33 protein-coding genes are annotated in these 26,480 nt (G+C 72.4%); 19 read left to right on the top strand and 14 right to left on the bottom strand.

Annotated elements, in window-relative coordinates:
- Window positions 1–5 precede the first annotated feature (5 nt).
- Both HNR61_RS02795 and HNR61_RS02790 read left to right on the top strand, forming a co-directional pair.
- Window positions 6–698, top strand: coding sequence for a response regulator transcription factor (locus HNR61_RS02795; protein WP_182841501.1), 693 nt, complete (start codon window positions 6–8; stop codon window positions 696–698).
- Window positions 695–1,924, top strand: coding sequence for a sensor histidine kinase (locus HNR61_RS02790; protein ID WP_220508870.1), 1,230 nt, complete (start codon window positions 695–697; stop codon window positions 1,922–1,924). Before HNR61_RS02795 ends, HNR61_RS02790 begins: the two co-directional genes overlap by 4 nt.
- Here HNR61_RS02790 and HNR61_RS02785 read toward each other — a convergent pair.
- Complete coding sequence (locus HNR61_RS02785) at window positions 1,902–2,378, bottom strand: MarR family winged helix-turn-helix transcriptional regulator (protein WP_182841500.1); 477 nt, start codon at window positions 2,376–2,378, stop codon at window positions 1,902–1,904. The two genes, HNR61_RS02790 and HNR61_RS02785, sit on opposite strands and share 23 nt — an antisense overlap.
- Before the next feature lie 80 nt (window positions 2,379–2,458).
- Here HNR61_RS02785 and HNR61_RS02780 point away from each other — a divergent pair, with 80 nt between their 5' ends.
- Entirely contained in the window at window positions 2,459–2,908 is a 450-nt protein-coding gene (locus HNR61_RS02780) for an SgcJ/EcaC family oxidoreductase (protein WP_182841499.1), read from the top strand.
- Window positions 2,905–3,228, top strand: a complete 324-nt coding sequence (locus HNR61_RS02775) for a hypothetical protein (protein WP_182841498.1) — start codon at window positions 2,905–2,907, stop codon at window positions 3,226–3,228. Before HNR61_RS02780 ends, HNR61_RS02775 begins: the two co-directional genes overlap by 4 nt.
- On the opposite strand, the gene HNR61_RS02770 is transcribed toward HNR61_RS02775, so the two are convergent.
- The 5 genes from HNR61_RS02770 to HNR61_RS02750 all read right to left on the bottom strand — a co-directional run bounded on the left by HNR61_RS02770 (window position 3,218) and on the right by HNR61_RS02750 (window position 7,766).
- Window positions 3,218–4,045: an oxidoreductase gene (locus tag HNR61_RS02770; protein WP_182841497.1), complete on the bottom strand. Its 828-nt coding sequence runs from the start codon at window positions 4,043–4,045 to the stop codon at window positions 3,218–3,220. The genes HNR61_RS02775 and HNR61_RS02770 overlap by 11 nt on opposite strands.
- A 116-nt stretch (window positions 4,046–4,161) precedes the next feature.
- Window positions 4,162–5,130 carry a zinc-binding dehydrogenase gene (locus HNR61_RS02765; RefSeq protein WP_182841496.1) on the bottom strand — a complete coding sequence of 323 codons (969 nt, stop codon included), beginning with the start codon at window positions 5,128–5,130 and terminating at the stop codon, window positions 4,162–4,164.
- A 105-nt stretch (window positions 5,131–5,235) separates the two neighbouring features.
- Window positions 5,236–6,108, bottom strand: coding sequence for an amino acid ABC transporter ATP-binding protein (locus HNR61_RS02760; RefSeq protein ID WP_425544496.1), 873 nt, complete (start codon window positions 6,106–6,108; stop codon window positions 5,236–5,238).
- A gap of 4 nt (window positions 6,109–6,112) precedes the next feature.
- On the bottom strand, window positions 6,113–6,868 hold the full coding sequence (locus HNR61_RS02755) for an amino acid ABC transporter permease (protein ID WP_245681695.1): 756 nt from the start codon (window positions 6,866–6,868) through the stop codon (window positions 6,113–6,115).
- A gap of 109 nt (window positions 6,869–6,977) precedes the next feature.
- Complete coding sequence (locus tag HNR61_RS02750; protein WP_245681696.1) at window positions 6,978–7,766, bottom strand: ABC transporter substrate-binding protein; 789 nt, start codon at window positions 7,764–7,766, stop codon at window positions 6,978–6,980.
- Between the two features lie 441 nt (window positions 7,767–8,207).
- On the opposite strand from HNR61_RS02750, the gene HNR61_RS02745 reads away from it, so the two are divergent.
- Window positions 8,208–9,395: an NAD(P)-dependent malic enzyme gene (locus HNR61_RS02745; RefSeq protein WP_312897735.1), complete on the top strand. Its 1,188-nt coding sequence runs from the start codon at window positions 8,208–8,210 to the stop codon at window positions 9,393–9,395.
- Between the two features lie 277 nt (window positions 9,396–9,672).
- Window positions 9,673–10,251, top strand: a complete 579-nt coding sequence (locus tag HNR61_RS02740) for a CGNR zinc finger domain-containing protein (RefSeq protein WP_182841495.1) — start codon at window positions 9,673–9,675, stop codon at window positions 10,249–10,251.
- On the opposite strand, the gene sodX is transcribed toward HNR61_RS02740, so the two are convergent.
- Entirely contained in the window at window positions 10,212–10,607 is a 396-nt protein-coding gene (sodX, locus tag HNR61_RS02735; RefSeq protein WP_220508868.1) for a nickel-type superoxide dismutase maturation protease, read from the bottom strand. The two genes, HNR61_RS02740 and sodX, sit on opposite strands and share 40 nt — an antisense overlap.
- A gap of 186 nt (window positions 10,608–10,793) precedes the next feature.
- Between sodX and sodN the strand changes: the two genes are divergently transcribed.
- The 4 genes from sodN (at window position 10,794) to HNR61_RS02715 (ending at window position 13,222) form a co-directional block, all read left to right on the top strand.
- Window positions 10,794–11,201, top strand: a complete 408-nt coding sequence (sodN, locus tag HNR61_RS02730; protein ID WP_376770245.1) for a superoxide dismutase, Ni — start codon at window positions 10,794–10,796, stop codon at window positions 11,199–11,201.
- Between the two features lie 106 nt (window positions 11,202–11,307).
- Window positions 11,308–11,802, top strand: a complete 495-nt coding sequence (locus HNR61_RS02725) for a GNAT family N-acetyltransferase (RefSeq protein WP_182841493.1) — start codon at window positions 11,308–11,310, stop codon at window positions 11,800–11,802.
- Window positions 11,803–11,963: 161 nt separating this feature from the next.
- Entirely contained in the window at window positions 11,964–12,392 is a 429-nt protein-coding gene (locus HNR61_RS02720) for an ATP-binding protein (RefSeq protein ID WP_067819373.1), read from the top strand.
- 71 nt (window positions 12,393–12,463) lie between these two features.
- Entirely contained in the window at window positions 12,464–13,222 is a 759-nt protein-coding gene (locus HNR61_RS02715; RefSeq protein ID WP_182842244.1) for an RNA polymerase sigma factor SigF, read from the top strand.
- Between the two features lie 69 nt (window positions 13,223–13,291).
- Here the strand turns inward: HNR61_RS02715 and HNR61_RS02710 are convergent, their stop codons facing one another.
- A complete protein-coding gene (locus HNR61_RS02710; protein WP_182841492.1) occupies window positions 13,292–13,702 on the bottom strand; it encodes a hypothetical protein in 411 nt (136 codons plus the stop codon).
- Between the two features lie 154 nt (window positions 13,703–13,856).
- Between HNR61_RS02710 and HNR61_RS02705 the strand changes: the two genes are divergently transcribed.
- Both HNR61_RS02705 and HNR61_RS02700 read left to right on the top strand, forming a co-directional pair.
- Complete coding sequence (locus HNR61_RS02705) at window positions 13,857–14,789, top strand: diacylglycerol/lipid kinase family protein (protein WP_246442148.1); 933 nt, start codon at window positions 13,857–13,859, stop codon at window positions 14,787–14,789.
- A gap of 293 nt (window positions 14,790–15,082) precedes the next feature.
- Window positions 15,083–15,349, top strand: coding sequence for a WhiB family transcriptional regulator (locus HNR61_RS02700; RefSeq protein WP_067819381.1), 267 nt, complete (start codon window positions 15,083–15,085; stop codon window positions 15,347–15,349).
- Between the two features lie 190 nt (window positions 15,350–15,539).
- Here the strand turns inward: HNR61_RS02700 and HNR61_RS02695 are convergent, their stop codons facing one another.
- Window positions 15,540–17,213 carry a GAF domain-containing sensor histidine kinase gene (locus HNR61_RS02695; RefSeq protein ID WP_182841490.1) on the bottom strand — a complete coding sequence of 558 codons (1,674 nt, stop codon included), beginning with the start codon at window positions 17,211–17,213 and terminating at the stop codon, window positions 15,540–15,542.
- Window positions 17,214–17,283: 70 nt separating this feature from the next.
- Here HNR61_RS02695 and HNR61_RS02690 point away from each other — a divergent pair, with 70 nt between their 5' ends.
- The 5 genes from HNR61_RS02690 to HNR61_RS02670 all read left to right on the top strand — a co-directional run bounded on the left by HNR61_RS02690 (window position 17,284) and on the right by HNR61_RS02670 (window position 20,699).
- Window positions 17,284–18,447 carry an 8-amino-7-oxononanoate synthase gene (locus HNR61_RS02690; RefSeq protein ID WP_182841489.1) on the top strand — a complete coding sequence of 388 codons (1,164 nt, stop codon included), beginning with the start codon at window positions 17,284–17,286 and terminating at the stop codon, window positions 18,445–18,447.
- 91 nt (window positions 18,448–18,538) lie between these two features.
- Window positions 18,539–19,288, top strand: a complete 750-nt coding sequence (locus HNR61_RS02685) for a GntR family transcriptional regulator (protein WP_083999843.1) — start codon at window positions 18,539–18,541, stop codon at window positions 19,286–19,288.
- Between the two features lie 81 nt (window positions 19,289–19,369).
- Entirely contained in the window at window positions 19,370–20,044 is a 675-nt protein-coding gene (locus HNR61_RS02680; protein ID WP_182841488.1) for a Uma2 family endonuclease, read from the top strand.
- A gap of 15 nt (window positions 20,045–20,059) precedes the next feature.
- The gene (locus HNR61_RS02675; protein ID WP_182841487.1) at window positions 20,060–20,284 is read left to right on the top strand and encodes a hypothetical protein; all 225 of its coding nucleotides are present in this window, start codon (window positions 20,060–20,062) and stop codon (window positions 20,282–20,284) included.
- 4 nt (window positions 20,285–20,288) lie between these two features.
- Entirely contained in the window at window positions 20,289–20,699 is a 411-nt protein-coding gene (locus tag HNR61_RS02670; protein WP_220508865.1) for a hypothetical protein, read from the top strand.
- A gap of 259 nt (window positions 20,700–20,958) precedes the next feature.
- On the opposite strand, the gene bioB is transcribed toward HNR61_RS02670, so the two are convergent.
- Window positions 20,959–21,954 carry a biotin synthase BioB gene (gene bioB, locus HNR61_RS02665; RefSeq protein ID WP_182841485.1) on the bottom strand — a complete coding sequence of 332 codons (996 nt, stop codon included), beginning with the start codon at window positions 21,952–21,954 and terminating at the stop codon, window positions 20,959–20,961.
- Window positions 21,951–22,682 carry a dethiobiotin synthase gene (bioD, locus tag HNR61_RS02660; RefSeq protein WP_182841484.1) on the bottom strand — a complete coding sequence of 244 codons (732 nt, stop codon included), beginning with the start codon at window positions 22,680–22,682 and terminating at the stop codon, window positions 21,951–21,953. The genes bioB and bioD overlap by 4 nt, the downstream gene beginning before the upstream one ends.
- 114 nt (window positions 22,683–22,796) lie before the next feature.
- Here bioD and HNR61_RS02655 point away from each other — a divergent pair, with 114 nt between their 5' ends.
- Together HNR61_RS02655 and HNR61_RS02650 are read left to right on the top strand one after the other, a co-directional pair.
- Window positions 22,797–23,606, top strand: coding sequence for a hypothetical protein (locus tag HNR61_RS02655; protein WP_182841483.1), 810 nt, complete (start codon window positions 22,797–22,799; stop codon window positions 23,604–23,606).
- A gap of 30 nt (window positions 23,607–23,636) precedes the next feature.
- Entirely contained in the window at window positions 23,637–23,942 is a 306-nt protein-coding gene (locus HNR61_RS02650) for a hypothetical protein (protein WP_182841482.1), read from the top strand.
- Here the strand turns inward: HNR61_RS02650 and HNR61_RS02645 are convergent.
- The 3 genes from HNR61_RS02645 to HNR61_RS02635 form a co-directional block, all read right to left on the bottom strand.
- Window positions 23,899–25,578 carry a carotenoid oxygenase family protein gene (locus HNR61_RS02645; RefSeq protein ID WP_182841481.1) on the bottom strand — a complete coding sequence of 560 codons (1,680 nt, stop codon included), beginning with the start codon at window positions 25,576–25,578 and terminating at the stop codon, window positions 23,899–23,901. The genes HNR61_RS02650 and HNR61_RS02645 overlap by 44 nt on opposite strands.
- A 137-nt stretch (window positions 25,579–25,715) precedes the next feature.
- Window positions 25,716–25,913 carry a biotin synthase auxiliary protein BsaP gene (gene bsaP / locus HNR61_RS02640; protein ID WP_246441928.1) on the bottom strand — a complete coding sequence of 66 codons (198 nt, stop codon included), beginning with the start codon at window positions 25,911–25,913 and terminating at the stop codon, window positions 25,716–25,718.
- 130 nt (window positions 25,914–26,043) lie between these two features.
- The gene (locus HNR61_RS02635) at window positions 26,044–26,445 is read right to left on the bottom strand and encodes a PPOX class F420-dependent oxidoreductase (RefSeq protein ID WP_182841480.1); all 402 of its coding nucleotides are present in this window, start codon (window positions 26,443–26,445) and stop codon (window positions 26,044–26,046) included.
- Window positions 26,446–26,480 lie beyond the last annotated feature (35 nt).

Genomic DNA, 26,480 nt, shown 5'->3' with positions numbered 1-26,480 from the left:
CGGCCATGCGGGTACTGCTCGTCGAGGACGAGGAAGACCTGGTCGAGGCGTTGCGGTTCGGCCTGGTGCGGGCCGGTTACGCGGTGGACGTCGCGCTGGACGTGGCGACCGGCACCGAGAAGCTGTACGCCGCCGCCTACGACCTGATGATCCTGGACCTGAACCTGCCCGACGGCGACGGCATGGAGTTCTGCCGGTCGATCCGCGCCGGGGAGGTGGCCGGGGAGACCGGGGCGGACCTGCGCGTCCTGATGCTCACCGCCCGCGACCGGCTCGCCGACCGGGTGCAGGGCCTGGACCAGGGCGCCGACGACTACCTGGTGAAGCCGTTCGCGTTCCCCGAGCTGCTGGCCCGCGTGCGGGCGCTGCTGCGCCGCGACAGCGGCGGCGGGACGGCCGTGCTGACGGTGGGGGCGCTGCGGCTGGACACCTCCCGGCAGGAGGCGTTCCGGGGCGACCGGACGCTGCGCCTGACGCCCAAGGAGTTCGCGGTGCTGCGCTACCTGATGAGCCGCCCCGGCGAGGTCGTCTCCAGCGAGGAGCTGCTGGAGCACGTGTGGGACGAGAACGCCGACCCGTTCACCAACACCGTGCGGGTCACGGTCGGCACGCTGCGCCGCAAGCTCGGCGACGACGACCCGCCGCTGATCGAGACGCTGGTGCGGCGCGGGTACCGGCTGCGGGAGGTGCCCGCGTGAGGCCGCCGGCGTTCACCCAGACGATCCGCTTCCGGCTGACCGTCATGTACTCGACGCTGCTGTTCGTGCTGACGGCGCTGGTGCTCGGCGGCGTCTACTGGGTGATCGCCGCCAACACCGACGCGCGCCCGATCAGCAAGACGTTCAACGCCGAGAAGGTCCGCGTCACCGCCGACGGCAGCAAGCTGTCCACCGGGCAGGTGGTGGAGGTGGTGAAGGAGAGCGAGGTCGCCTCCGCCATCCACTACGAGACGCAGCGGACGCTGCGGGACTACTCGCTGGGGGTGCTGGGCGGGCTGTTCGTGGCGAGCCTCGGCATCGGCTGGGTGCTGTCGGGCCGCGCGCTGCGGCCCGTCGCCGCGATCACCGCCGCCGCCGAGGAGATCCAGGCGACCGACCTGTCGCGGCGCATCCGGCTGGCCGGGCCCAAGGACGAGCTGCGGTCGCTGGCCGACACGGTCGACTCGATGCTGGACCGGCTGGACGCGGCGTTCGAGGCGCAGCGCCGCCTCATCGACGACGCCTCGCACGAGCTGCGCAGCCCCCTGGCGATCATCCGGGCGAACCTGGACGCCGTGCTGACCGCGCCCGGCACCGACCCCGCCGACCACGACCGCGCCGTGCAGGTCGTCGACCGCGCCACCACCCGCATGACCCGGCTGGTGGAGGACCTGCTGGCCACCGCCCGCCGGTCCGCGCCCGCCCTCGACGACGCCGACGTGGACCTGGCGGCCGTCGCGCGGGAGGCCGTGGAGGAGCACGAGCCCCTGGCCGCCGAACGCGACCAGACCCTGGTGCTGCGCGCCACCCCCGGCCTGACGGTGATCGGCGACCATGACGCGCTGCGCCGCGCCGTCGGCAACCTGCTGTCCAACGCGGTCCGCCTGGCCCCGCCCGCCTCCGCCGTCACCGTCGGCGCGGGCCGCCGCGACGGCTGGCTGTGGCTGGCGGTCAAGGACACCGGCCCCGGCATCCGCGCGGACGACCGGAAGCGCGTGTTCGACCGGTTCTGGCGCGGCGACCGGCACCGCCCCGGCGAACGCCGCACCGGCCTCGGCCTGGCGATCGTCCGGCACATCGCCGAGTCGCACGGCGGCCAGGTGCGGCTGCACTCGGAGGAGGACGTCGGCAGCACGTTCGTGCTGTGGTTCCCGGTCTCCCCGACCGGCGAGCAGCCGCCGCCGGCCGATCCGCTCGCCGCCCCTAGCGCCGCTTCCGGTCCCTGAGCGCGGCGCGGATCTCCTCGGTGGCCTCGCGGAACGCCGGGGCGGCGCGGCGGAAGTAGTCGAACAGCACCTCCCGCTGCTCGGGCGTGTACCGCTCCAGCACCTCGCCGACGCGGCGGCGCGCCGGTCCCACGATGGCGTCGATGTCGACGTCGGGCGCGTCCGGCGCCGGTTCGACGACGACCCGGCGGCGGTCGCCCGGATCGGCGACGCGCCGCACGCGGCCCGCCCGCTCCAGCCGGTCGATCAGCCGGGTGGTCGCGCCCGTGGTCAGGCCGGTGCGCGCGGACAGCTCGCCCGGGGTCAGGCTCCCGGCCAGGGAGATCTGGCTCATCGCGTACCACTCGGACGCCTGGAGCCCGGCCGCCTCCGCCCCGGCCAGGGCGTGCAGCCCCACCGCGTCGAGGTAGTCGCGGAAGATCTCGTGCCGTTCGCCCGAAGGCCGCTGCGTCATGACACTCCTTGAATATCTGCATGTGTGCAGATACTGTTTCAATGCAGAAGCTGTTCCAGTCTAACGAACAGGAGCATGCCATGCCGGTCACGCACGACCCCACCGAGGTCACCGCCGTTCTGGACGCCCTCGACGACGCCTGGGAACGCGGCGACGCCGACGCCTACGGGGAGCTGTTCACCGAGGACGCCACCTACACGACGTACGTCGGCACCCAGTACCGGGGGCGCCGCGACATCGTGGAGAGCCACCGCGCGCTCTTCGGGAGGTTCCTCAAGGGGACCCGGCTCGCCGGGGAGATCGTGGACGTCCGCTTCCTCACCCCCGACGTCGCGGTGGTCACGGGGCGCGGCGACACCTACAAGGGCAGGGCCCCGCGCAAGCTCGACAAGGTGCAGACCACCACGCTGGTCCGGGAGGGCGACGGGCGGTGGCGCATCGCCGCGTTCCACAACACCAAGCGCAGGCCGTTGCTGGAGGCGGTCGGCTTCCGGGCCGCGCCCGGCACCGTTCCGGGAGGGCGGCGATGAGCGCGACGCCGCTGGCGGAGGAGACGGGCCACGTGGACCGCGCGCCCGCCGAGGTCCGGCGGGCGCTGGTCGCGATGTTCTCCGACGGTTACCTGAAGGTCGAGGAGCGGGACGACCTGGTCGCCGTCCAGGGCGGATGGTGGTACCGGGGCGAGTACCGCCTCGCCCCGGAGGGCGACGGCACGCGGATCACCCACCGCGTGCTCAACGTCGCCCCACGGGGCCGCTGGGCCGTTCCCCTGGCCAACCGGTTCTTCGTCGGCTTCCGGGAACGGACCCGGGAGGGGTTCGCCGGGACGCTGCGCGCGCTCAGTCGCTGAACCGGGTGTCGCGGGCGACCTTCTCCCAGGCGGTGACCTCGGCGCGGACCGCGTCGAGGTGCCCGAGGACCGCGTCCACCGCGTCGTCGCCGAGCGGCAGCCGCAGCGGGGTCTCCTCCGCCTCCAGGGCCGCCAGGATGGCGGCGGCGGCCTTGGCGGGGTCGCCGGGCTGCGCGCCGTCGCCCGTCTCGACCATCCGCCGGGTCGGGCCGACCGTGTCGGCGTAGGCGTCGCTCGGCGCGCTGAGGCCGACGTTGGCGAACAGCGAGGTCCGGAACGCCCCCGGCTCCACCACCAGCACCTTGATCCCGAACGGCCGCACCTCGTCGGCCAGCGCCTCCGACAGGCCCTCCAGCGCGAACTTGGTGGCGCTGTAGGCCCCGAAGCCCGCGAACGACATCTGCCCGCCCATGCTGCTCATCTGCACGATCGCGCCGCCCCCTTGGCGGCGCATGTGCGGCAGGACGGCGCGGGTCAGCGCGGCCGGGCCGAACACGTGCACCTCGAACAGCGCCCGCAGCTCCGCGTCGGTGGTCTCCTCCAGCGCGCCGACGTGGCTGCGGCCCGCGTTGTTGACCAGCACGTCGACGCGCCCGTGCCGGTCCACGACGCCCGCCACGGCCGCGTCGACCGCGGCGGCGTCGGTGACGTCCAGCTCCACCGCCTCCACCCGGCCGGGGTGCGCGGCCACCAGGTCGTCCAGGGCGGCCGGACGGCGCGCGGCGGCGACCACCACGTCCCCGGCGGCCACGGCGGCCTCGGCGATCGCACGTCCGAAACCGCTGGTGGCACCGGTGACCAGCCATACCTTGCTCATCGGGGAACTCCTCGCGTCATGGTCGGGGGGAACGCGTCCGACTCTGCCGCCGCACGTCCCGCCCCGTCCAAGACACGTCGCGATAACCGATGGCTATGACCGTCCGGGAGGAGCGCTCAGGGAGTGAAGACGATCTTCCCGAAGAGGTCGCCCCCGTGCATCGCCGCGAAGCCCTCGCCCGCCCGCGACAGCGGCAGCACCCGGTCGATGTGCGGGCGCACACCCGTCTTGACCAGGAACCTCGCCAGCCGTTCGAGCTGCGCCCGGGTGCCCATCGTCGAGCCGACGACCGACAGCTGGAGGAAGAACACGCGGTTCAGCTCGGCCGGCGGCACCTGCCCGCTGGTCGCCCCCGACACCACGATCCGCCCGCCGGGCCGCAGCGACTTCAGCGAGTGCGACCAGGTCGCCTCGCCCACGGTCTCGATGACGGCGTCGACGCGTTCGGGCAGCCGCGCCCCCGGCTCGAACACCGCGTCGGCCCCCAGCTCCAGGGCCCGCTTGCGCTTGGCCTCGCTCCGGCTGGTCGCGAACACCCGGAACCCGGCCGCCGCCCCCAGCGCGATGGCGGCGCTCGACACGCCCCCGCCCGCGCCCTGCACCAGCACCGACCCGCCCGGCCGCAGCTCCGCCTTCTCGAACAGCATCCGGTAGGCGGTCAGCCACGCCGTCGGCAGGCAGGCCGCCTCCTCGAACGACAGCCCCTCGGGCTTGGGCACGAGGTTGCGGCGCGGCACCACGACCTTCTCGGCGAACGTCCCGTCGTGCCTCTCCGACAGCAGCGTCCGCTTGGGGTCCAGCGTCTCGTCCCCGTCGCCCCGGTCCGGGTCGCCGATGACGGCGTGCACGATGACCTCGTTGCCGTCCTCGTCCACCCCGGCCGCGTCGCACCCGAGGATCATCGGGAGCTGCTCCTCGCGCAGCCCCACGCCCCGCAGCGACCACAGGTCGTGGTGGTTGAGCGCGGCGGCCCGCACCGTGACGGTCGCCCACCCGTCGGGGGCCCGCGGATCGGGCCGCTCCCCCGCCGTCAGCCCGTTGAGCGGATTGTCTGCGTCGAAACTCGTAGCCGTGACAGCGAACATGCCCCGACCCTAGTCGGCCGCCCCCCACCGGATCAGCACCCGGTTACCGGAAACGCGAACGGCCCCCGCCTCCCGGAGGGGAGGCGGGGGCCGCCGACGCGTGGGCTAGAGCGCTCCGACGCCTCCGGCGCCGGCGCCCTCGCCGCCGTGGCGGCTCGGGCCCTTGACCACCTCCGGGGACTCCTCGTCGGTGAGGCCCCGGCGCGGGTGCCCGGCGCCCAGCCCGTCCGGCTCCGCGTGGGTCGGGTCCAGCACGCGGCGCAGGAACGTCTGCGTGCGCGGGTGCTCCGGCGCGCCGATCACGCGGTCCGGCGAGCCCTCCTCGACGATCACGCCGCCGTCCATGAACACCACGCGGTCGGCCACGTCGCGGGCGAACGCCATCTCGTGCGTGACCACGATCATGGTCATGCCCTCGTCGGCGAGCTGCCGCATGACCGCCAGCACGTCCCCGACCAGCTCGGGGTCGAGCGCCGAGGTGGGCTCGTCGAACAGCATCAGGTCGGGGTCCATCGCCAGGGCGCGGGCGATGGCGACGCGCTGCTGCTGGCCGCCCGACAGCTGCGCCGGGTAGCTCCTGCCCTTGCCCTCCAGGCCGACCTTCGCCAGGTTCTCCTCGGCGACCCGGACGGCCTCGGCCTTGCCGCGCTTCAGCACGCGGCGCTGCGCGATGGTGATGTTGTCCAGCACCGTCAGGTGCGGGAACAGGTTGAACTGCTGGAACACCATGCCGACGCGGCGGCGCGCGGCGTCGATGTCCACGTCGGGGTGGGTCAGCTCCAGGCCCTCGACGAACACCTTCCCCTTGGTCGGGGTCTCCAGCAGGTTCACGCAGCGCAGCAGCGTCGACTTGCCCGAGCCGGACGGCCCGATGACGCAGATGACCTGGCCGCGGTCGACCGTGAAGTCGATCCCCTTCAGCACCTCCAGGGATCCGAACGACTTGTGCAGGTCGCGGATCTCCACCATGTGGGTCATCGGGTCACCGTGCCTTCGCCTGTCGCGCTTCGAGCCGCCGCACCACGATGCCCAGCGGCACCGTGATGATCAGATAGGACGCGCCCGCCACCACGAACGGCGTCGCGTCCGCCGTGTTGATGGCGAAGTCCGAGCCCATCTTGGTCAGCTCGACGCCGGCCGCCGCGATGCCGAGCGCCGACACCAGGGACGAGTCCTTGAACAGCAGCACCAGTTCGTTGGTCAGCGGCGGGATGATGATCCGCAGCCCCTGCGGGATGACGATCGAGAACATCGCGCGGGGGTAGGACATGCCCAGCGAGCGGGCCGCCTCCATCTGGCCGCGCGGCACCGCCTGGATGCCCGCCCGGAACGTCTCGGCCATGTAGGCCGCCGCGACCAGGCCCAGGCCGACCGCGACGGCGCCGACCGTCCCGCCGGGCACCGGCCCGCCGAGGGCGACCGGCAGGCCGAACCCGATGATCAGCAGGGTGAGCAGCGCGGGCAGTCCGCGGAAGATCTCCACGAACAGCAGCGCGACCCAGCGGTACAGCGCCACCGACGACAGCCGCATCAGCGCCACGACCAGGCCGAGCACGAAGCCCACCACGTAGGCGCTGACGGTGTAGATGACGGTGTTCTTCAGGGCGACCGTGAACAGGTCCGGGTACATCTCCCGGGTCGCCTTGAAGTCGAAGAACGTCTCCTGGATCTTCGGCCAGTCGATGGTGAAGGCCAGCACGACCAGCACGACCACGAACAGGACGTACTGCGTGATCATGCTGATCCGGCGCCGTTGCCGGGGGGACAGCCCGGACCGGCCGGCGGTGGCGCCGGCAGGTCCGGACGGTTCCTTGCTGGTGGTAACCATGATCGAGATCAGGCCCCCGTCAGAACTTCGGCGTGGTCTGCGGCTCCGAGCCGATCCACTGGACGTAGCTCTTCTTCCAGGTGCCGTCGGACACCGCGGTCTTGATGGTCTCGTCGATGACCTTGAGCAGCTCGGGGTTGCCGCCCTTCTTCACCGCGAAGCCGTACTGCATGCCCGACGGGAACTGGTTGCTCAGCTCGTACTTGCTGGAGACGTCGGGCTTCTTCATCCAGTCGTTGACGACCGGCAGGTCCTGGAGGATGACGTCGATCTGCCCGGACTGCATGGCCAGCAGCTGCTTGCCCGCGTCGTCGAACTCCTTGGCCGGGATGCCCTTCTTCTTGGCCTCGTCCAGGCTGGTGGTGCCGGTCTGGACGCCCAGGCGCAGGTTCTTGGCCTTCACCTCGTCCAGCGACTTGACCCCCGCCCCCTTCTTGATCATCAGACCGAGGGTCTCGGGGAAGTAGGGCACCGAGAAGTCCAGGTTGGCCTTGCGCTCGTCGGTGATCGTCATACCGGCGGCGGCCACGTCGCAGCGGCCCGAGTTGAGCGCCGCGCCGCTCTTGATGATGTCGAACTTCACGTCGACGATCTCCTGGGTGACGCCGAGCTTCTTGGCGACCAGGTCGATCATGTCCACGTCGAAGCCGACGGTCTTGCCGCCCTGGGGGAACTGGAACGGCGGGTAGGGCAGGCTGGTGCAGGTCTTCAGCTTGCCGGGGGTCACCAGCTTCACCCCGGGGACCTTGGGCTGCTGTGCCGACGAGTTCTTGTCGTCGCCGCCGGCGCACGCTCCCAGCGCGAGCACACCCGCAAGGGCAATTGCGGCCGTCACGGCACGACGACCCAGAGAACCGGTGCTCATCAGGTCCCCCTCCATTTTCTTCACGTCAGATCCGGGCAGATCCGAAGGTTGAGGGCACATCCTGTCGCATGACGAGGATGTATCCGATTAAGGATGCGAAACAATCACACAACAGTGCGGACCGGTCCGCGTGCCCACCGATGATCTACCGATCATCGCCGACGCCACCCGCCCGCGTCACGCGTCGGCGCCGCCGGCGCCCCGGCGCGGCGGGTCGCGTGACGATCCTCACCTGCCGTTTCCTGGAAGTCCTGCGGCCGTGTGGCACAATCGGACAACGGGTGACCCCCGTACGTCGCGAGATGCCTCCCGGGTGCACGGCCACCAGACCGCACCACCTTGCGGCGGGCATCGCCCGAATCCATTTCACTGACAGGGGTCGCTGTGGCTGCTGAGCCCATTCCCACCGAACCGTCCCTCGACGACGATCCGGCGTTCTCGCTGCACCGCGGCGGCAAGCTGGAGATGCGTTCCAGCATCCCGGTGCGCAACGCCGAGGACCTCTCGCTGGCCTACACGCCCGGCGTGGCCCGGGTCTGCACCGCCATCGCCGACAACCCCGAGCTCGCCCACGACTACACCTGGACCTCCAAGGTCGTCGCGGTCGTCACCGACGGTACCGCCGTGCTCGGGCTGGGCGACATCGGCCCGGCCGCCTCCATGCCGGTCATGGAGGGCAAGTCGCTGCTGTTCAAGGAGTTCGCGGGCGTCGACTCGGTGCCGATCGCGCTGAACTGCACCGACGTGGACGAGATCGTCGACACCGTCATCCGGATGGCCCCGAGCTTCGGCGGCATCAACCTGGAGGACATCTCCGCGCCGCGCTGCTTCGAGATCGAGGACCGGCTGCGCGCCGCGCTGGACATCCCGGTGTTCCACGACGACCAGCACGGCACGGCGATCGTGACGCTGGCGGCGCTCAAGAACGCCGCCCGCCTGGTCGGCAAGGACCTGTCGGAGCTGCGCGCGGTCGTGGCGGGCGCGGGCGCGTCCGGCATCGCCGTGTCGAAGATCCTCATCAACGCGGGCATCGGCGACATCGCGCTGTCCGACAGCAAGGGGCTGATCTACGAGGGCCGGGACGGGCTCAACCCCATCAAGCGGGAGATCGCGACGATCACCAACCGGTCGCGCCTGGAGGGCTCCACCGAGGAGGCGCTGGGCGGCGCGGACGTGTTCATCGGCCTGTCCGGCAGCACCGTCCGGGAGTCGTGCGTGGCGACGATGAGCGAGGACGCCATCGTGTTCGCGCTGTCCAACCCGACCCCGGAGGTCCACCCGGAGGTGGCGCGGCGGCACGCGAGGGTCGTGGCGACCGGCCGCAGCGACTTCCCCAACCAGATCAACAACGTGCTGGCGTTCCCCGGCATCTTCCGCGGCGCGCTGGACGTGCGGGCGCACACCATCACCGAGGGCATGAAGCTGGCGGCCGCCGACGCGCTGGCCGCGATCGTCGGTGACGACCTGTCGGCCGACTACGTGATCCCGAACCCGTTCGACGAGCGGGTCGCCCCGGCGGTGACCGAGGCGGTCGCCGCGCAGGCCCGCCGGGAGGGCGTCGCCCGCGCCTGACCCCGGCATCCGACGCGCGACGGCCCGTGATCCCCCGGGGGGATCACGGGCCGTCACCGTTCCGGTCATCCCGCGCCGCCCCGAGGCGGCCATGGAGTTTGTTTCCGATCGGCCGTCCGACGATCAATTTGACGGCCACCATCGGCCGCGGCCGCACAATATTTCATATTCTGCGACTCTCGTGCCTGCTTCCTTCGTCACCCAAGGTGTAATACTCGACATAGGGGAATCACCACCTCAACGATTCGCACATCAGGTCACTCCGTCAGGAGCGCACGTGGACCTCGCCTCTTACGCGGACCTGGCGATCGAACTCGTGAACACGCGGGATTCCGCCGGCGACGCGCTACAGGACCTGACCGGACTACAGACCCTGCTGCGGGACAAGCCGCACATGGGCGGCCGCATCGGCCACCGCGACCTGGACGTCATGCGCAGCCTCCGCGCCGAGCTGCACGCCGTCTTCGTCGCCGCCGCGGCCGGACGCGAGCAGGAGGCCATGGACCGCCTCAACTCGCTGCTCATCCAGCACCCCGTCCATCCGCAGATCTCCGACCACGACGGCGAGTGGCACCTGCACCTCAACGAGGGCGGCTCGATCCCCGACCGGTTCGCCGCCCGCGCCGCGATGGGCCTGGCCGTGAAGATCAGCGACCACGGTCTCCAGCGCCTCGGGGTGTGCCGCGCCGACGGCTGCGAACGGGTGTTCTTCGACGCCACCTCCACCCGGACCCGCCGCCACTGCGCCGTCCACTGGACGGGCCGCCCCGGCGTCGCCGCCGCCCGCCGCACCAGCGACCAGGTCACCGCCGAGGTTCAGTCCCCGGCGGGGAACACCCGGGGCGACGGCCAGTAGCGGGCCACCACGCGCCCCAGCACCAGCCGGTCCGGCACCGCGTCGAAGTCCCAGCTGTCCTGGCGCCCGGCGGCCCCCTGGTTGTCGCTCTCCAGCCACCAGCCGTCCCCGGACCGGAACGCCGCGCGCTTCACCACCAGCGTCCCCGGCCGCAGGGGATGCCGCGCGACCACCACGTCCCCGGCCGACACGCGCGCCCCGTTCCGCACCAGCAGCCAGTCCCCCGGCCGCAGCGCCGGCAGCATCGACTCCCCCGTCACCGCGACCGCCCGCAGCCGCCGCCGCGCCAGCAGCACGCCTCCGGCCGCCAGCGCGCCCCCGGCCGCCAGCAGCCCGGCGGCTCCCCTCGACTTCATCCCGCGCTCCCCGATCGAACGTCCGCCGAGCGGTGAAGGACCGGCGAGTCCGGCGAACCCGGCGCACGGGCCGTGGCCTGTGGGTCCTACGCCCAAAGACCGAGCGCCCTGACGCGCCGCCGCCGCGCGCACAAGAGTAATGTCAGAGACCTGAGCATGATCCGTTACGAGGGAAGGGAAACGAAGGTGCTCGTCAACCTTCTGCGCCCCACGACCAAGGTGAGCGCGCACTGCGACCTGCCGTGCGGCGTCTACGACCCCGCGCAGGCCCGCATCGAGGCCGAGTCCGTCAAGGCGATCGTCGAGAAGTACCACGCCAACGAGGACCCGGTCTTCCGCGCCCGCGCGCTGCAGATCAAGGAGCAGCGCTCCAACCTGGTCAAGGAGCACCTGTGGGTGCTGTGGACCGACTACTTCAAGCCGCCGCACTTCGAGAAGTACCCGCAGCTCCACGAGCTGTTCAACGAGGCCACCAAGCTGGCCGGTGCCGCGGGCACCAAGGGCAGCGTGGACGTGAAGGTCGCCGAGGAGCTCCTCGCCAAGATCCAGGAGATCAGCGACATCTTCTGGGAGACCAAGAAGGTCGCCGCCTGACCTCCGCCCGACCTCCGGGCGAACCCGCGCACGCGCGGACCGGGCCCGTCCGCCGCACTCCGGCGGGCGGGCCCGTCGCGTTCCCGGTACGCGATAACCTGCGGCAATGATCCGCAATGCGACCCCCGAGGACGTTCCGGAGATCCTCCGGCTGATCCGTGACCTGGCCGAGTACGAGCGCGCCCTGCACGAGGTGCGGGCCACCGAGGAGCAGCTGAACGCCGCCCTGTTCGGCCCCGAGCCCAAGGTCTTCGCGCTGATCGCCGAGCACGAGGGCCGGGTCGTGGGCTTCGCGGTCTGGTTCCTGACGTTCTCCACCTGGCTCGGCCGCCACGGCATCTACCTGGAGGACCTGTACGTCGACCCGGAGATGCGGGGCCGGGGCTACGGCAGGCTGCTGCTGGCCGAGCTCGCCCGCATCGCCGACGAGCGCGGCTACGGCCGCGTCGAGTGGGCCGTGCTGAAGTGGAACACCCCGTCGATCAGGTTCTACGAGTCGCTCGGCGCCCGCCCGCAGGACGAGTGGGACGTGTACCGGCTCACCGGCGACACCATCGGGGAACTCGCCGAGAGCGCCGTCACACCGGCCACGGGACGCTGAACACGTCACACGGCGTGACTTATTTCGCTTCGTGTACGGGTTTGCGGGGCGAACTCCGAAGTCGGCGCGACATCGGTGGGAAAGCCACGCGCGCCGAACGCTCGCACCGGGCCCCGTTAGCGGTAGTTTCGAAACAGCGGGACCATCCCACGAGGAGTGACGTGACCGAGGAAACCGCTGCACTGGCGGCCAGTACGAAGTTGTCCGAGCGCGACGTGGTGACGGTGAAGCTGCCGGCCGCCTCCGCGTACCTGTCCGTGCTGCGGACCGCGACGGCGGGTCTGGCGGCGCGCCTGGACTTCACGCTGGACGAGATCGAGGATCTGCGCATCGCCGTGGACGAGGCGTGCGCGATGCTGCTCGCGCAGGCGGTCCCTGGGACCGACCTGACCTGCGAGTTCGAGCTGACCGACGACACCGTCCGGATCGCGGTGTCCGTGCTGACCGTCGACGGTCAGGAACCCAGCCGCGAGACGTTCGCCTGGACCGTTCTGTCGTCGCTGGCCGGTGAGGTGGACGCCCGCGCGGGCGCCGACGACCGGGTCACCGTGACGCTCCAGAAGCGCCGCGGTTCTGCGGGGGCCCCGTGACGGAAAAGACGACATCCCTGGCGGGCGAGGGCAACGAGCGCCCCGAGGCCGTGACCGGCAACAGCAGCGCCGTGCCGGACCGCGCGCGGGCGCGCGCGCTGTTCGAGCGGCTCGCCGAGCTGCCCGAGGGCGACCCCGAGCGCCAGCGCATCCGCGACCAGCTCGTGGAGCTGCACCTGCCGCTGGTGGAGTACCTGGCGCGCCGGTTCCGCAACCGCGGCGAGTGGCTGGACGACCTGATCCAGGTCGCCACCATCGGCCTGATCAAGTCGATCGACCGGTTCGACCTGGGCCGGGGCGTGGAGTTCTCCACCTACGCCACGCCCACGATCGTCGGTGAGATCAAACGGCACTTCCGCGACAAGGGCTGGGCGGTCCGGGTCCCCCGGCGGCTCCAGGAGCTGAAGCTGTCGCTGACCAAGGCGATCAGCGACCTCGCGCAGCGCGAGGGCCGCGCGCCCACCGTCAGCGAGCTGGCGGCGCACCTCCAGATGAGCGAGGAGGAGGTGCTGGAGGGCCTGGAGTCCGCCAACGCCTACTCCACCGTCTCGCTGGACGCCCCCGACTCCGGCGACGAGGACGCCCCGGCGGTCGCCGACTCGCTCGGCATGATCGACGAGTCGCTGGAGGGCGTGGAGTACCGCGAGTCCCTCAAGCCGCTGCTGGAGAAGCTCCCGGCCCGCGAGAAGAAGATCCTGCTGCTGCGCTTCTTCGGCAACATGACGCAGTCGCAGATCGCGGCGGAGCTGGGCATCTCCCAGATGCACGTGTCCCGCCTGCTGGCGCGGACGCTGGCCCAGCTCCGCGACGGCCTGACCGCCGACGAGTGACGCGACGGACGACGAACGCCGTGGAGCGCCGGACCCCGGAAGGGGCCGGCGCTCCACGGCGTCGCGGGGTCACTCCGAGAGCTCGGCGTCGTCCTCGTCCTGCTCGGCCTCGGCCAGCCAGCGGGTCGTCGGGCCCGCCAGGACCGTCACCAGCGCGCCGATCGCGGCCACGCCCAGCGGGATCGCGTACGCCGGCTGGCCGCTCTGCCACAGGCTCCACGTCACCGGCAGCGCGAACAGCTGGGTGACGACGACCGGCGCGCGGGACCAGTGCCGCGCCAGCAGCAGGCCGCGGGCGACACCCACCATGACGGCCCCGCCCACCAGCGCGAACACGGTCAACGCGACGGCGGTCGCCGGATCGACGGCCTTGCCGAGGACGGTCTCCAGGCCGACGAACAGCCCGAAGCCGAGGGCGGCCAGGCCCTCCAGGCCCTCGAACGCGGCGGCGGCGTAAACGGTGCTGGGACGCTTGGACACAACCCGAAACCCTACTGCCCGCACCGCGCGGGCCCGCCGCGACCCGACGCGATCGGGCGCCGGCCGGGCGCTGACCGGGTGTTGGGGCGATCGCGGTGGGCCCATGGTGGGCTCATGCCCCGGACGAGGTGGATACCCTTGCGCCGTGCGCGCGATGCTGATCGCCAACCCCATGGCGACCTCCACCTCCCGGCGTGCCCGCGAACTGCTGCTGCGGGCCTTCACCGGCGACCTCGACGTGGACGTCGCCGAGACCGGGCACCGCGGCCACGCCACCGAGCTGGCCCGCCGCGCCGCCGACGAGGGCTTCGACATGGTGATCGCGCTGGGCGGCGACGGCACCGTCAACGAGGCGGTGAACGGCCTGCTCTCGCAGGGCGCGGACCCGGAGCTGCCCGCGCTGGCGGTGCTGCCGTGCGGGAGCGCCAACGTGTTCGCGCGCGCCCTGGGCCTGCCCAACGACCCGATCGCCGCGACCCGCCCGGTGCTGGAGGCGCTGCGGGCCGGGCGGCACCGTTCGGTGGGGCTGGCGGTGGCCGAGCTCGCCGACGGGACCGAGCGGTACTTCACGTTCAACGCGGGCGTGGGCCTGGACGCCGAGGTGGTGCGCGAGGTGGAGCTGCGGCGGCTGGGCGGCGCGAAGGCCGACCCGTCGCTGTATGTGCGCACGGCGCTGCGGCATTTCTTCACCGGCACCGACCGGCGCCATCCGGCGCTTACGTTGGAAGTGCCGGGACGGCCCAGCAAAGAAGGCCTCTTTCTCGCCTTTGTGTCCAATGCCGCGCCCTGGACTTTCCTCGGGCCGTTGCCGGTGAATCCCAGTCCGAAGGCGAACTTCTCGCGCGGGCTGGATGTGTTCGGGATGCGTTCGCTGGACGTGGCGCCGACGCTGGCGGCGCTGCTGCGGATGATGTCGACGCGGACCCGGCCGGTGGAGGGGCGGCAGGTGGTGAACGTCCACGATGCGGCGCAGGTCACACTGCACGCCGACCGCCCGGTGGCGTTCCAGCTGGACGGCGACTACCTGGGAGAGCAGGAGGGCTTCGTGTTCCGGGCGGTGCCCAGGGCGGTGCGGATCGTCATTTGAGGCCGCCGCCGGACCCTGTTAACAGGAAAGCAACAGCGGCGACCCACTGATGTGACACATACGACACCCAACCTTTGAGAAACATTTCTCAAAGGTCTTGCGTCTGCCCAGGCGGCCCTGACACGCTCAAAGTGCGCCAGCCGACAGGTGGCCCAGTGCCGTCAGCCTCCTGATCGCAGCGCCGCCACACCGTCACCCCTGACCAAACCTTTTGGATCTTGGGGTGTTCGCGACGTGTGAATCTGTTCACAAGTGAAGTGACTTCCACCATCGCTGACGAAGGAGTGGACCGCATGGACTGGCGCCACCGCGCAGCCTGCCGTGACGTGGACCCCGAGCTGTTCTTCCCGATCGGTAACACCGGGCCCGCGCTCCTGCAGATCGAAGAGGCCAAGCAGGTGTGCCGGCGTTGCGACGTGACCGACGCCTGCCTGCGCTGGGCCCTGGAGTCCGGCCAGGACTCCGGCGTCTGGGGCGCCATGGGCGAGGACGAGCGCCGCGCCCTCAAGCGCCGCGCCGCCCGGGCCCGCGCCCGCGCCAACGCCGACGTGTCGGCCTGACGGCGGCCGCACGACGACACCGCGAGACCACGACACCGCGACACCACAACTCCACGAGGACCGCGACACTTCGACGGCGGCGCCGCCTCCGAACCTCCCGGCCGGAGAGCCCAGGGCGTCTCAGACGAACGAACCCCCGTGACACCACGGGGGTTCGTCGCGTTCCGCCCCCTCACCGCGGCGCCATTCGTCAGCGCGGCGGTCCGGGGCGCTGCCCGTGGTCGAGGGGGACGTCCACCTCCACCTCCGTGCCGCCGCCGGGCCGGGCCCGGAAGTCCAGCCGGCCGCCCAGCTCCCCGACGATCAGCGTGCGGACGATCTGCAGGCCGAGGCTGTTGCTGTTCTCCACGTCGAAGTCGTCGGGCAGGCCCACGCCGTCGTCGGAGACGGTGACGACCAGCCGCCGCCCCTCGCCCGCCGGTTCGCGCGGCGCGGCCTGGGCGTCGCCGGAGTCGGGCCACTCCCCCCACACGGGGGTCTGCGCCGTGTCCACGGCCGTCTTCACCGCGGGGCCGGGCTCGCCGTAGCGGCGGGCCGAGACCTCCAGGGTGCCGCCCCGGTGGTTGGCCAGGCCGTGCTCCAGGGCGTTCTGCAGCAGCTCGGTCAGCGCCATCGCCAGCGGGGTGGCGATCTCGGCGGACAGCACGCCGAACGTCCCGGTGCGCTTGGGCACCACGCGCGTCTCGGGCGTGGACACCTCCCCCGCCATCATGATCACCCGGTCGGCGATGTCGTCGAAGTCGATCAGCTCGTCCGGGGTGAGCGACAGGGTCTCGTGCACGATCGCGATGGACCCGACGCGCCGCACCGCCTCGTCCAGCGCCGCCCGCCCCTCGGGGATGCGCAGCCGCCGCGCCTGGAGCCGCAGCAGCGCCGCCACGGTCTGCAGGTTGTTCTTCACCCGGTGGTGGATCTCCCGGATGGTGGCGTCCTTGGTCATCAGCTCCCGGTCGCGCCAGCGCAGCTCGGTGACGTCGCGGCACAGCACGATCGCGCCGATCCGGGTGCCGCCGACCACCAGCGGGATGGTCCGCAACTGCATGATCGACCCGTTGGCCTCGACCTCGACCTCGCGGGGCGCGCGCCCGCTGAGCACGGCGCTGACCGCCTCCTCCACGGGCTCGCCGGTGTCGCACAGCGCACCGGTGACCGTTCCCAGGGACTCGCCGACCAGGTCGCCGGAGAACCCCAGGCGCCGGAACGCCGACTGCGCGTTGGGGCTGGCGTAGGTGATGCGGCCGGCGCGCTCCAGGCGGATCAGCCCGTCGCCGACGCGCGGGGAGCGCACCAGGTTGGGCTCCTCCCCCGGCACCGGGAACCGCCCCTCGGCGATCATCTGGGCGAGGTCGCTGGCGCTCTGCAGGTAGGTCAGCTCCAGGCGGCTGGGCGTGCGGGCGGAGCTGAGGTTGGTGGAGCGCTGGATGACGCCGACCAGCTTGGCGCCCCGCCGGACCGGGATGGACTCCTCGCGGACCGGTATCCCGCTCCCCCACTCGGGGTCGCCCTCGCGCACGATGCGGCGTTCCCGCCAGGCCACGTCGATCAGCCCGCGCCGCCCGGTCCGCACGACCTTGCCGACCAGGTCCTCCGGGTAGGCGGTGGGGCCGGTCGTGGGGCGCATCTGGGCGATGGCGACCCAGCCGGGCACCGCGTCGGGCGCGGCCGGGCGCGGGTCGCCGCCCCGGGGCCGCCGCCCCGGCTCCTCGGGCGGCGCGGCGTCCGCCTTCAGCGGGACCCACAGCAGCAGGTCGGCGAAGGACAGGTCGGCCAGCAGCTGCCAGTCCGACACCAGGGCGTGCAGCCACTCCACGTCCTCGGCGGTCAGATCGGTGTGGTCGCGCACCAGGTCGCTCAACGTAGGCACAAAACACATCATCGCTCATTTGTCGCCCTGCCCCATCCCCGACACCGCTCCCACCTGGCAGGATGCGCGCATGACCGACGTCCTGGCCCGTTTCCGCGCCGCCGCGCTCCGCCGGGAGGAGGCGGGCCTGCGCCGCCGCCTGCACCCCCGCACCGCCGACCACGACGGGCTGCTCGACCTGGCCTCCAACGACTACCTGGGTCTGTCGCGCGACCCCCGCCTGATCGAGGGCGCGGTCCGCGCGGCACGGCACTGGGGCACCGGTTCGACGGGATCCCGCCTGGTCACCGGCACCACCGAGCTGCACGCCGAGCTGGACCGGCGGCTGGCGGCGTTCACCGGGGCGGCGGCGGGGCTGACGTTCTCCTCGGGCTACCTGGCGAACCTGGGCGCGGTGGCGGGGCTGGCCGGCCCCGGCGTGCTGGTGGTGTCCGACCAGGTCAACCATGCCTCCATCGTGGACGCCTGCCGCCTGTCGCGGTCCCGCGTGGTGATCGTCCCGCACCGGGACGCCGCCGCCGTGGAGCAGGCGCTCGCCGAACGCGAGGAGGAGCACGCGCTGGTGGTCACCGACGCGGTGTTCTCGGTGGACGGCGACCTGGCCCCGCTGGGCGACCTGCACCGGGCCGCCCGCGCCCACGGCGCCCTGCTGGTGGTCGACGAGGCGCACTCGCTGGGCGTCGTCGGCCCCGGGGGCCGGGGCGCGGCCCACGCCGCCGGTCTCACCGGCGAACCGGACGTGGTCCTGACCCTGACGCTGTCCAAGTCCCTGGCCGCGCAGGGCGGGGCGGTCCTGGGCGCGCCCGAGGTGATCGACACGCTGGTGGACACGGGACGCTCGTTCATCTTCGACACCGGCCTCAACCCGGCGGCGGTCGGCGCGGCCCTGGCGGCCCTGGACGTCGTCGAGGCCGATCCGGACCTGCCGGCGCGGGCCCGTTCCAACGCCGCCGCCCTGTCAAACCTCGCGGCCGGTCTCGGCCTGGAGACCGCCGTCCCGGCCGCCGCCGTCGTCCCCGTGTTCCTCGGTGAACCCCATCTCGCCCTCCAGGCCCGCGAAACCTGCCGTGACCACGGTGTCCGGGTCGGCTGTTTCCGTCCCCCCTCGGTCCCCAAGGGCCGCGCCTGCCTGCGCCTGACGGCCCACGCCGGCCTGAACGAGACCGATATCGCAACACTCCGGGGGGCCCTGAGGCGGGTGGCGGCCTCTACCGCCCGTAGTCTTCGGACGTAACATCGGGGACAACCGGTGATGAACGTGAGGAGAGGCCGTGACGGAGGTCAGTGGCAGGCCCCGCCACGGGGTCGGCTACGAACGCGCGCCGTTGGGTGACATCAACAGGCGTCACCCGGCGTCGACGCCGGCGAGGATTCCCAAGTACTACAAGCTCAAGGAACTGCTGGTCGAGCTGATCCAGTCCCTCCCGCCGGGCAGCCCGCTCCCCCCGGAGCGCACCCTGGCCGAGAAGTACGAGACCTCCCGCACCACGGTCCGCCAGGCCCTCGCCGAGCTGGTCGTCGAGGGGCGGCTCCAGCGCATCCAGGGCAAGGGGACGTTCGTCGCCAAGCCGAAGGTCTCCCAGGAACTCCAGCTCGTCTCCTACACCGAGGACATGCGCCACCACGGCCTGCACCCGGAGACCCGCATCCTGGAGATCGGCTACGTGAGCGCCGACGAGCGCCTGGCGGCGCTGCTCGGCATCCGCCCCGGCGGCCGGGTCCTGCGCATCCACCGCCTCCGCCTGGCCGACGGCGAACCGATGTCGATCGACACCTCCCACCTCCCGGCCCGCCGCTTCCCCGGCCTGCGCCGGGAGCTGCCGAGGCACCGTTCGCTGTACGAGACGCTGGGCACGGCGTACGACGTCCACCTGGCGGAGGCCGAGGAGACGATCGAGACCGTCCTGGCCACCCCGCACGACGCGCAGTTGCTCGGGGTGGACGTGGGGCTGCCGATGCTCCTGCTGTCGCGGCACGCGTTCGACTCGACGGGCCAGCCGGTGGAATGGGCGCAGTCCCTGTACCGGGGCGACCGCTACAAGTTCATCACCCGCCTGCGCCGCGACCGCCACTGACTCCTCGTCACTCTCGGCGACCACTCCTGCCGTTCCGGGTACGCTCAAGGGCGAGCGTCCCTACGATGACTGGAGCAGATCGTGAGAGAGGAGTCGCCGAACGTGACCGTCACACTTCACTACAGGGACCCGGAAGCCCTCCCGGACACCCTGTTCAACCTGTGGGTGAACGACAGGCTCGATGACTTCTTCCCCGTGCCCGAAGGCTCCAAGGTCGAAGTCGTCGAAGGCGAGATCATCGTGTCCCCCGCTCCAGTACCCGAACACAACAGTTTCGTCATCAGCCTCATCTATGCGGTGAGGGACGCACAGCGAGACAAGCCTGGTTTCCCGTGGGGGTGCGACGCCGGGAGCAGGATCGTACTCATGGGGACGGAGAAGGGGTTCGTTCCCGACCTGGCCGTTCTCGACCAGCAGGCTGCTCTGGCCGTGCACAAGACCAAGGCCAAGAAGTACGTCTCCGACGAGGTCGAGATGGTCGTGGAGATCACCTCGCCCGGGGACGCGGACACCGACCGACGCCCCCGGGCGCGCCGGAACGACAACAAGTGGAACTCCTACGCCGCCTCGGGCATCCCCTACTACCTGCTCGTCGACCGCGATCCGAAAGTCGCCCGCGTCTTCCTGTACTCCATCCCGGACGAGGCGACCGCCGCCTACCTCCACGAGGACTCGTGGGCGTTCGGCGAGACCATCCGCCTCCCGGAGCCGCTCGACTTCGAGATCGACACCGAGCTCTGGGAGCCCTGGGAGTGACGGCCACCGCCACTCATGCTTCTCCCGGAATGGACACGAACCGCTCTGCCCGCCGCGCCCTACGCCCTGTGGGCACGTGGAGAGCTTGACGACTTCCTCGAACTCCCGGAGAAGAACCACGCGGAGGTCGTCGGCGGCGAGATCACCGTCTCCGTGGCCCCGTGGGACATGCGGCACGGTCCCATGGTCGGTGAGATCAACCGGGCGTTCACCCTGGCCGAGCTCGCGGACCCGGCGTAACCTCGTGGTGCTCGACCGAGAGGTGCTTGAGGCGGCCGCGCGCGAAGGCGCCCACTACCTGCTCCCCGGCCAGGTGGAGATCGTCGCCGAGGTGACGCCCTGGAGCGGACCGGACGCGACGCGGCCGCCGACGGACGGGCGGATCTCCAAGTGGACCGCCTGCGCGAGGGCCGGGATCCCGCACCATCTTCTGATCGACCGGCATGCGGACGAGCCCCGTACGACGCCGTACTCCGCCCCCGATTCCGGCGCCGGGACTTATGGCTCGGCGCGGAGCCGGGCGTTCGGTGAGGTCGTCGTGCTGCCCGAACCGTTCAGCATCGAGATCGACAGCGCGCGTTGGTCGCGTTGCGGTGGCCACGTCAAGGCTGAGATGGAAGCGGTCAGAGAGGCCCTGCCCCGGCAAGGTCGCTGAGGTCAGCCGCGCAGGGTGCGGGCCCAGGGGGCGTCGACGAGGAACCGGGGCGATGCCGGTCCTGCTCGCGATCGCGCAGGTCATCAGCGCGATCGACGACAGCGTCGTGTCCGTGACGCCGCCGGAGATCGGCGGCGCGCTGCTGCGCCGTCCGGGGCGGGGGCCGGGGCCGCCGGCCTCGCGCTCGGGTCGCTGCTGGGCGGCGTCCTCGTTCCCGCCGACGCGCCCCGGGAGCGCCGCCGCCCCGGGGCGCGGGGTGTCAGAGGGTCTTGGACAGGGCCTTGATCGGCATCTGGAGCTCGGTCAGCAGCTCCAGGTCCTTCTCGGCCGGGCGGCCCAGCGTCGTCAGGTAGTTGCCGACGATGATGGCGTTGATGCCGCCCAGCATCCCGTCGCGGGTGCCGAGGTCGCCCAGGGTCAGCTCGCGGCCGCCCGCGTAGCGCAGGATCGTGCGCGGCAGCGCCAGGCGGAACGTCGCGATCGTCTTCAGCGCCTCCGGGCCCTCCACCAGCGGCAGGTCCGCGAACGGCGTTCCCGGGCGGGGCGCCAGGAAGTTCAGCGGCACCTCGTCCGGCTCCAGTTCGGCGAGCTGGGCCGCGAACTCGGCGCGCTGCTCGACGGTCTCGCCCATGCCGATGATGCCGCCGCAGCACACCTCCATCCCGGCCTCCTTGACCATCCGCAGCGTGTCCCAGCGCTCCTCCCACGAGTGGGTGGTGACGACGTTGGGGAAGTGGGAGCGGGCGGTCTCCAGGTTGTGGTTGTAGCGGTGGACGCCCATCGCCGCCAGCTCGTCGACCTGCCCCTGGGTGAGCATGCCGAGCGAGCAGGCGATGTTGATCTCGACGGCCTCGTTGATGGCCTTGATCCCCTCGCGGACCTGCGCCATCAGCCGCTCGTCGGGCCCCCGCACGGCGGCCACGATGCAGAACTCGGTCGCGCCGGTCTTCGCGGTCTCCCTGGCGGCCTCGACGAGCTGCGGGATGTTCAGCCACACCGAGCGCACCGGCGACTCGAACTGGCCCGACTGCGAGCAGAAGTGGCAGTCCTCGGGGCAGCCGCCGGTCTTCAGCGACACGATGCCCTCGACCTCGACCTCCGGGCCGCACCAGCGCATCCGCACCTCGTGCGCGAGGGCCAGCAGGTCACCGACCCGGTCGTCGGGCAGGGTGAGGCACTCCAGGGCCTGCGCGGCGGTCAGGCCCCTGCCCTCCTCCAGCACCTGCCGGCGGGCCACATCGAGAATGTCCGTCACGGTCTCTCCTTGTTCAGGCCGAAGGCGTCGCGGAAGGCCGCGGCGTCGAACGAGCCGCCGAACGCCGGGGCCAGCCCGCGATGGGCGGCCACCAGGAACTCGGCGGGGTCCAGGGCCCCGGCCCCGGCGGGCAGTGCTCCGGCCAGCGGGCGGGCGGCGATGGTCTCCAGGTCCTGGATGTTGCTGCGCATGGCCAGGTCGGGGTCGTCCGGCCACTCGCCCAGCACCAGGCCCGCGAGCTGCACGCCGCGGTGCGCCATCGCCTCCAGGGTGAGCGCGGTGTGGTTGAGGGTGCCGAGGTCGGGACGGGCGACCACGACGACGGCCGCGCCCAGCCAGCGCGCCAGGTCGGCGATCGTGGTGCCCTCCTCGTCGTAGCGGACCAGCAGCCCGCCCGCGCCCTCCACCAGCACCAGGCGGCGGGACGCCGCGAGCTCGCGGATCCGGCCGACGATCTCGGCGAGGCGGACGGGGGGCGTTCCGGCGTGCCGGGCGGCGGCGGCCGGGGACAGCGGGTCCGGGTAGCGCGCGTACTCGTGCAGGTCGTCGATCGCGGCCAGGCGGCGCACCGCGTCCAGATCGCCGGGCTCGCCGTCGGCGATGCCGGTCTGGCCCGGCTTCACGACGGCGACCGACGAGCCGCGGGCCGCCGCCAGCGCGGCGAGCGCGGCGGTGACGACCGTCTTTCCGACGCCGGTACAGGTCCCGGTGACCACGAGCACACTCACGAGCGGCACCCTAGCGTGACCCCGCGCGGAGCACGTCCACCGGAACCCACAGTCTTGCCCCTCCCCTTTTTGTACGGCCGGGAACCGGAACGGCGCCCGCCGCGTCCCAGTCGCATGGCCGGTCCATCCGCACGACTCAGGAACGCGACCAGTCGGGGGATCGCGGCGGCCGTCGCGGGAGCGGCGCTCACCGCCTGCGGCCCGGCAGGGGACGGTGGTCCGGAGACGACCCCGCTTCCGGACCGGGCGCCGACCGCCTCCCCCGCGCCCACCGCCGCGCCCACCGCGCTCGTCCTGCGCTGGCGGACGCTCGGCGGCATCGCCGGGCTGGGCGAGCCGGGCGGCCTCCCCGACTTCTCCCTCTACGGCGACGGCCGCGCCGTCACCGCCGAACGCGGCGCCCTCCGGGAGTACCGTCTCCGGCCCGAGGCCCTCCGGCGTCTCCTGGACGAGGCCCGCGCCGCCGGGCTGGACCGGAGCCGCACCGCCGGAGACCACCGGATCCCCGACGCACTGACCCTCGAATTCGTCATGGGCGGGGCGCGCGTCCGCATCGCGCAGCCCGAGGCGGCCCCCGGCGACCCGGCCGTGCGCTTCCGGAAACGCCTGGATCCGCGCGCCTGGCCCGACGGCGACCAGGCGGCCCCGCCGCGCCCCTACGTTCCGCGGCGCGTGGCGGTGCTGACCGGCGAGGACCCCGCCCCCGACGCCAGGCCCTGGCCGCTGCCCGCGCTCGGCGGGGGCGAGCGTCTGGGCGGCGCGGCGTGCCGGGTCTACACTGGCGCCGACGCCGGGAAGGCCGCTTCCCTGGCCCGGACCGCCAAGCCCGCCGACCGATGGCGCAGCCGGGGCGGGACCTACTCGGTCCGCTTCCGCCCGCTCCTGCCCGACGAGACCACCTGCCGGGACCTCGCCCGGCCCTGATGCCCATGATGATCACCACCCGAAGGGGCGATGCCGCGTAGGCGGCCGGGCGCCCTGCGCGCCGACTTCCGCCCGGGCGGGATCTGCCCGCGCTGCCGCCTCCGCCAGGAGTACGCGGTGGACTTCGACTCCTACCTGTGCGCCTCCTGCGACCGCTGGACCAACGGCACCTGCTGGGACGACGCCTGCGGCTTCTGCCGGAACCGCCCCGGACGCCCCAGCCTCGCCCGCGAGCTGGTCCCCGGCGACGAGGCCCTCCGCAAGGCGGCCCGCCGCGCCGGGCGGAGGCGCGTCAGGGCGCGCCGGCGTCCAGTTCGGCGGCGACCTCGCGGGTGAGGGCGACCAGCTCGGGATCGAGCCGGTCGAGGCGTTCGTCCAGGTCGTCGGCGAAGCGCAGCCGGTCCAGGCCCTCCGGGGCGGGCACCGCCCGCGGCATCCACGCCGAGTGGATCAGGAACGGCACCGTCGTGCCGTGCGGCGGCGCCAGCACCGCGACCGGGCCGCGCCCCACGTCGGCGGCGTCGAACACCTCCACCCGGAAGCGGTCGTCGTTGTGGACCGCGAGCACCAGGTACCCGTCGTGCCCGCCGGGGTCGGCCCCGGCGTAGGGGTCGCCGCCCGCGCCCGGCGAACGCGGCACGAACGCCGGTGAGGTCGGGTAGTCGTCCAGCGCGAACGTCCACTCCGCCAGCGGCTTCAGCCCGTCCCGGTCGAACGACGCCAGCACCGCCGGGGTCTCCTCCGCCGGGAACAGCGACCGGTCGATCCGGTCGCCGTAGTTCCGCAGCGCCCGCTCGTTGATCGCCTCGGGGTGGAAGCCGAGGAAGACCAGGTGGTGCCGGGTCGGGCCGAGCTGGCCGGGGAGGCTCCAGTCGATCGCCGACAGCTCCGCCTGCCACCAGCGCCGCGGATCGCGGGCGCGGGCCCGTTCGGTGACCTTCCCGGTTCCGGGGTCGAAGCGGAGCAGGGTCGTCAGCGCGGGCGTCATCCCGTGGCAGTACATCCCGCGCAGCGCCGGGTCGATCGGCCTCCCGAACGCGTCCACGTCGTCCTCGCGCAGGTACATCCCGATGTCCACGCCCGGCGTGTGCTCCATGACGACCTCGATGCCGTCGGCGTCGTCGTACCGCGCGTAGAAGTGGTTGACCTCCGGCGCGATCCGGAACTCCTCGCAGGTCACCGTGGTGCGCCCCGGCACCAGGTCGTCCTTGCGGACCAGCAGCACGGGGCCGTCGGGGTTGTTGGCGACGGTCCGGTCCCCGCCGAGGATCTCCTGCGGATCGACCTTGTAGGCGGTGTCGGCCAGCACCAGCCAGTCCCGGGTCTGGGTGATGGTGTGGGTGGCCTGCGGCAGCGTGGCGTTCTCCACGACCCAGCGGCGCACGTGCTTTCCGGTGCCGTCGTAGCGGACCACCGACACGGCGCCGGACACGACGTCGCGGCTGACGTTCCACATGCAGTCGCGTTCGGGGTCGATCACCGGGTGCGCCGACGAGGAGACCAGCGGCAGCACGGCCTGGTCCAGCGCGGGCCTCCAGTCGTCGCGGTGCCCGACCTCGGCGACGAACGCCAGCGTCACCGGATCGACCTCCACGGGCCGCCCGGCGTCCCAGGTCGCGAACAGCCGGTCGCCCCACGGCAGCGGCGCGGTGTTGGCGGCGTTCACGAACCCCCACGGCGAGCCGGTCCCCACGGGCCCGGCGGTGAACAGGTCGGGCCGCCTGCGCCGCAGCCGCACCGACGGGGTGTCGATCAGGTGGACGCGCCAGGCGAACGTCCCGCCCGGCCCGGGCCGCAGCGCCAGCCGCGCCATGATCCCGTCGCCGAAGAACGCGTGGACGGGATGGGTGCGCTGGTCGGAGGTGCTGACCACGAACTGGCCGGTGATGTCGTCCGGCCAGGTCCCGGCGACGACCGCCAGCTCCAGGTCGGTCATGCCGGTCTTGGACAGGATGGAACGGGGGATCGGCATCACGCCTCCAACAGCGCCCGGCGACACCTCCAACCAACCGCCCCACCCCACCCGTCGTCAAGACCCTAACGACTACGAGCGGGTCGCGCGGCGGCCCTCCCGCCCGGCCGGGACCGGCCGGGACCGGCTAGGACCGGCTAGGCCGAGGCGAGTTCTCCGTGCCGCGAACAGCGCGCCGTCCACCCCAGCGGCGTCACCTGGACGACCATCCGGCGGCGGCACCGGGGGCAGTACCGGGGCGGCTCCATCGCGCGGGCCGCGCGGCACGCCGCGTGGTCGCCCTCCCCGGCGGGCTCCCCGCAACGGTCGCAGTACGTCTCCACAGCGTTCGTCACGGCCGGAACCCTACCTACTCCCGAGGACGGCCACACCAGGCCCCGTCACCCAACCGCACGGCCACATCAACGGCACCACCAGTGCGCGGACCGGCCGGGGAGGCGTCACCTCGTCGCCACGGGCCGGGGATCAGGGGCTCGGCCAGGTGGCGGTCACCTTGCCGGGCGTGATCCGCGCGACGACCCACTGCGGGTCCGGTCCGGCGAACCCGGGATACGGCCCGCCCGTGTACTTGTGCGACAGCTCGTCGATCAGCGTGCCGTCCGGGTCGTCCGTGAGGGAGGCGGTGCCCTGCACCTGGACGCTCTCGTAGGGGCGGGCGGGGTCGAAGATCGCCACGGTCGCCCGCGGGTCCCGCTCCAGGTTGGCGACCTTGCGACGGCTTCTGGGCAGTGCGAACAGCAGGTCGTCCCCGTCGTGTTTCACCCAGACCACGGTCGAGTGCGGCCTGCCGTCCGGATCGAGCGTGGAGAGTACGGCGAAGTTCGCGCCGTCGAACAGCGCGCGCGCCTTCTCGGTGAGCTGGACCATCGGCTTCTCTTTCCTGTGGGTCGCGGTTTCCGCGT

It is taken from the genome of Actinomadura kijaniata (genome assembly GCF_014138665.1).
GTDB classification, from domain to species: Bacteria; Actinomycetota; Actinomycetes; order Streptosporangiales; family Streptosporangiaceae; genus Spirillospora; species Spirillospora kijaniata.
This window is presented reverse-complemented; position numbering and strand designations above follow the sequence as displayed.

Excerpts from the sequence above, each read along its gene's own strand:
- HNR61_RS02775 (WP_182841498.1), top strand. The coding sequence starts at position 2,905 with ATGAGCGCGACGCCGCTGGCGGAGGAGACGGGCCACGTGGACCGCGCG.
- HNR61_RS02645 (WP_182841481.1), bottom strand. The coding sequence starts at position 25,578 with ATGCCGATCCCCCGTTCCATCCTGTCCAAGACCGGCATGACCGACCTG.
- sodX (WP_220508868.1), bottom strand. The coding sequence starts at position 10,607 with ATGAAGTCGAGGGGAGCCGCCGGGCTGCTGGCGGCCGGGGGCGCGCTG.
- HNR61_RS02635 (WP_182841480.1), bottom strand. The coding sequence starts at position 26,445 with ATGGTCCAGCTCACCGAGAAGGCGCGCGCGCTGTTCGACGGCGCGAAC.
- HNR61_RS02655 (WP_182841483.1), top strand. The coding sequence starts at position 22,797 with ATGGCCGGTCCATCCGCACGACTCAGGAACGCGACCAGTCGGGGGATC.
- HNR61_RS02765 (WP_182841496.1), bottom strand. The coding sequence starts at position 5,130 with ATGTTCGCTGTCACGGCTACGAGTTTCGACGCAGACAATCCGCTCAAC.
- HNR61_RS02700 (WP_067819381.1), top strand. The coding sequence starts at position 15,083 with ATGGACTGGCGCCACCGCGCAGCCTGCCGTGACGTGGACCCCGAGCTG.
- HNR61_RS02705 (WP_246442148.1), top strand. The coding sequence starts at position 13,857 with ATGCTGATCGCCAACCCCATGGCGACCTCCACCTCCCGGCGTGCCCGC.
- HNR61_RS02770 (WP_182841497.1), bottom strand. The coding sequence starts at position 4,045 with ATGAGCAAGGTATGGCTGGTCACCGGTGCCACCAGCGGTTTCGGACGT.
- HNR61_RS02780 (WP_182841499.1), top strand. The coding sequence starts at position 2,459 with ATGCCGGTCACGCACGACCCCACCGAGGTCACCGCCGTTCTGGACGCC.
- HNR61_RS02690 (WP_182841489.1), top strand. The coding sequence starts at position 17,284 with ATGACCGACGTCCTGGCCCGTTTCCGCGCCGCCGCGCTCCGCCGGGAG.
- HNR61_RS02795 (WP_182841501.1), top strand. The coding sequence starts at position 6 with ATGCGGGTACTGCTCGTCGAGGACGAGGAAGACCTGGTCGAGGCGTTG.
- HNR61_RS02755 (WP_245681695.1), bottom strand. The coding sequence starts at position 6,868 with ATGATCACGCAGTACGTCCTGTTCGTGGTCGTGCTGGTCGTGCTGGCC.
- HNR61_RS02785 (WP_182841500.1), bottom strand. The coding sequence starts at position 2,378 with ATGACGCAGCGGCCTTCGGGCGAACGGCACGAGATCTTCCGCGACTAC.
- HNR61_RS02725 (WP_182841493.1), top strand. The coding sequence starts at position 11,308 with ATGATCCGCAATGCGACCCCCGAGGACGTTCCGGAGATCCTCCGGCTG.
- HNR61_RS02650 (WP_182841482.1), top strand. The coding sequence starts at position 23,637 with ATGCCGCGTAGGCGGCCGGGCGCCCTGCGCGCCGACTTCCGCCCGGGC.
- HNR61_RS02760 (WP_425544496.1), bottom strand. The coding sequence starts at position 6,108 with ATGACCCACATGGTGGAGATCCGCGACCTGCACAAGTCGTTCGGATCC.
- HNR61_RS02675 (WP_182841487.1), top strand. The coding sequence starts at position 20,060 with ATGCTTCTCCCGGAATGGACACGAACCGCTCTGCCCGCCGCGCCCTAC.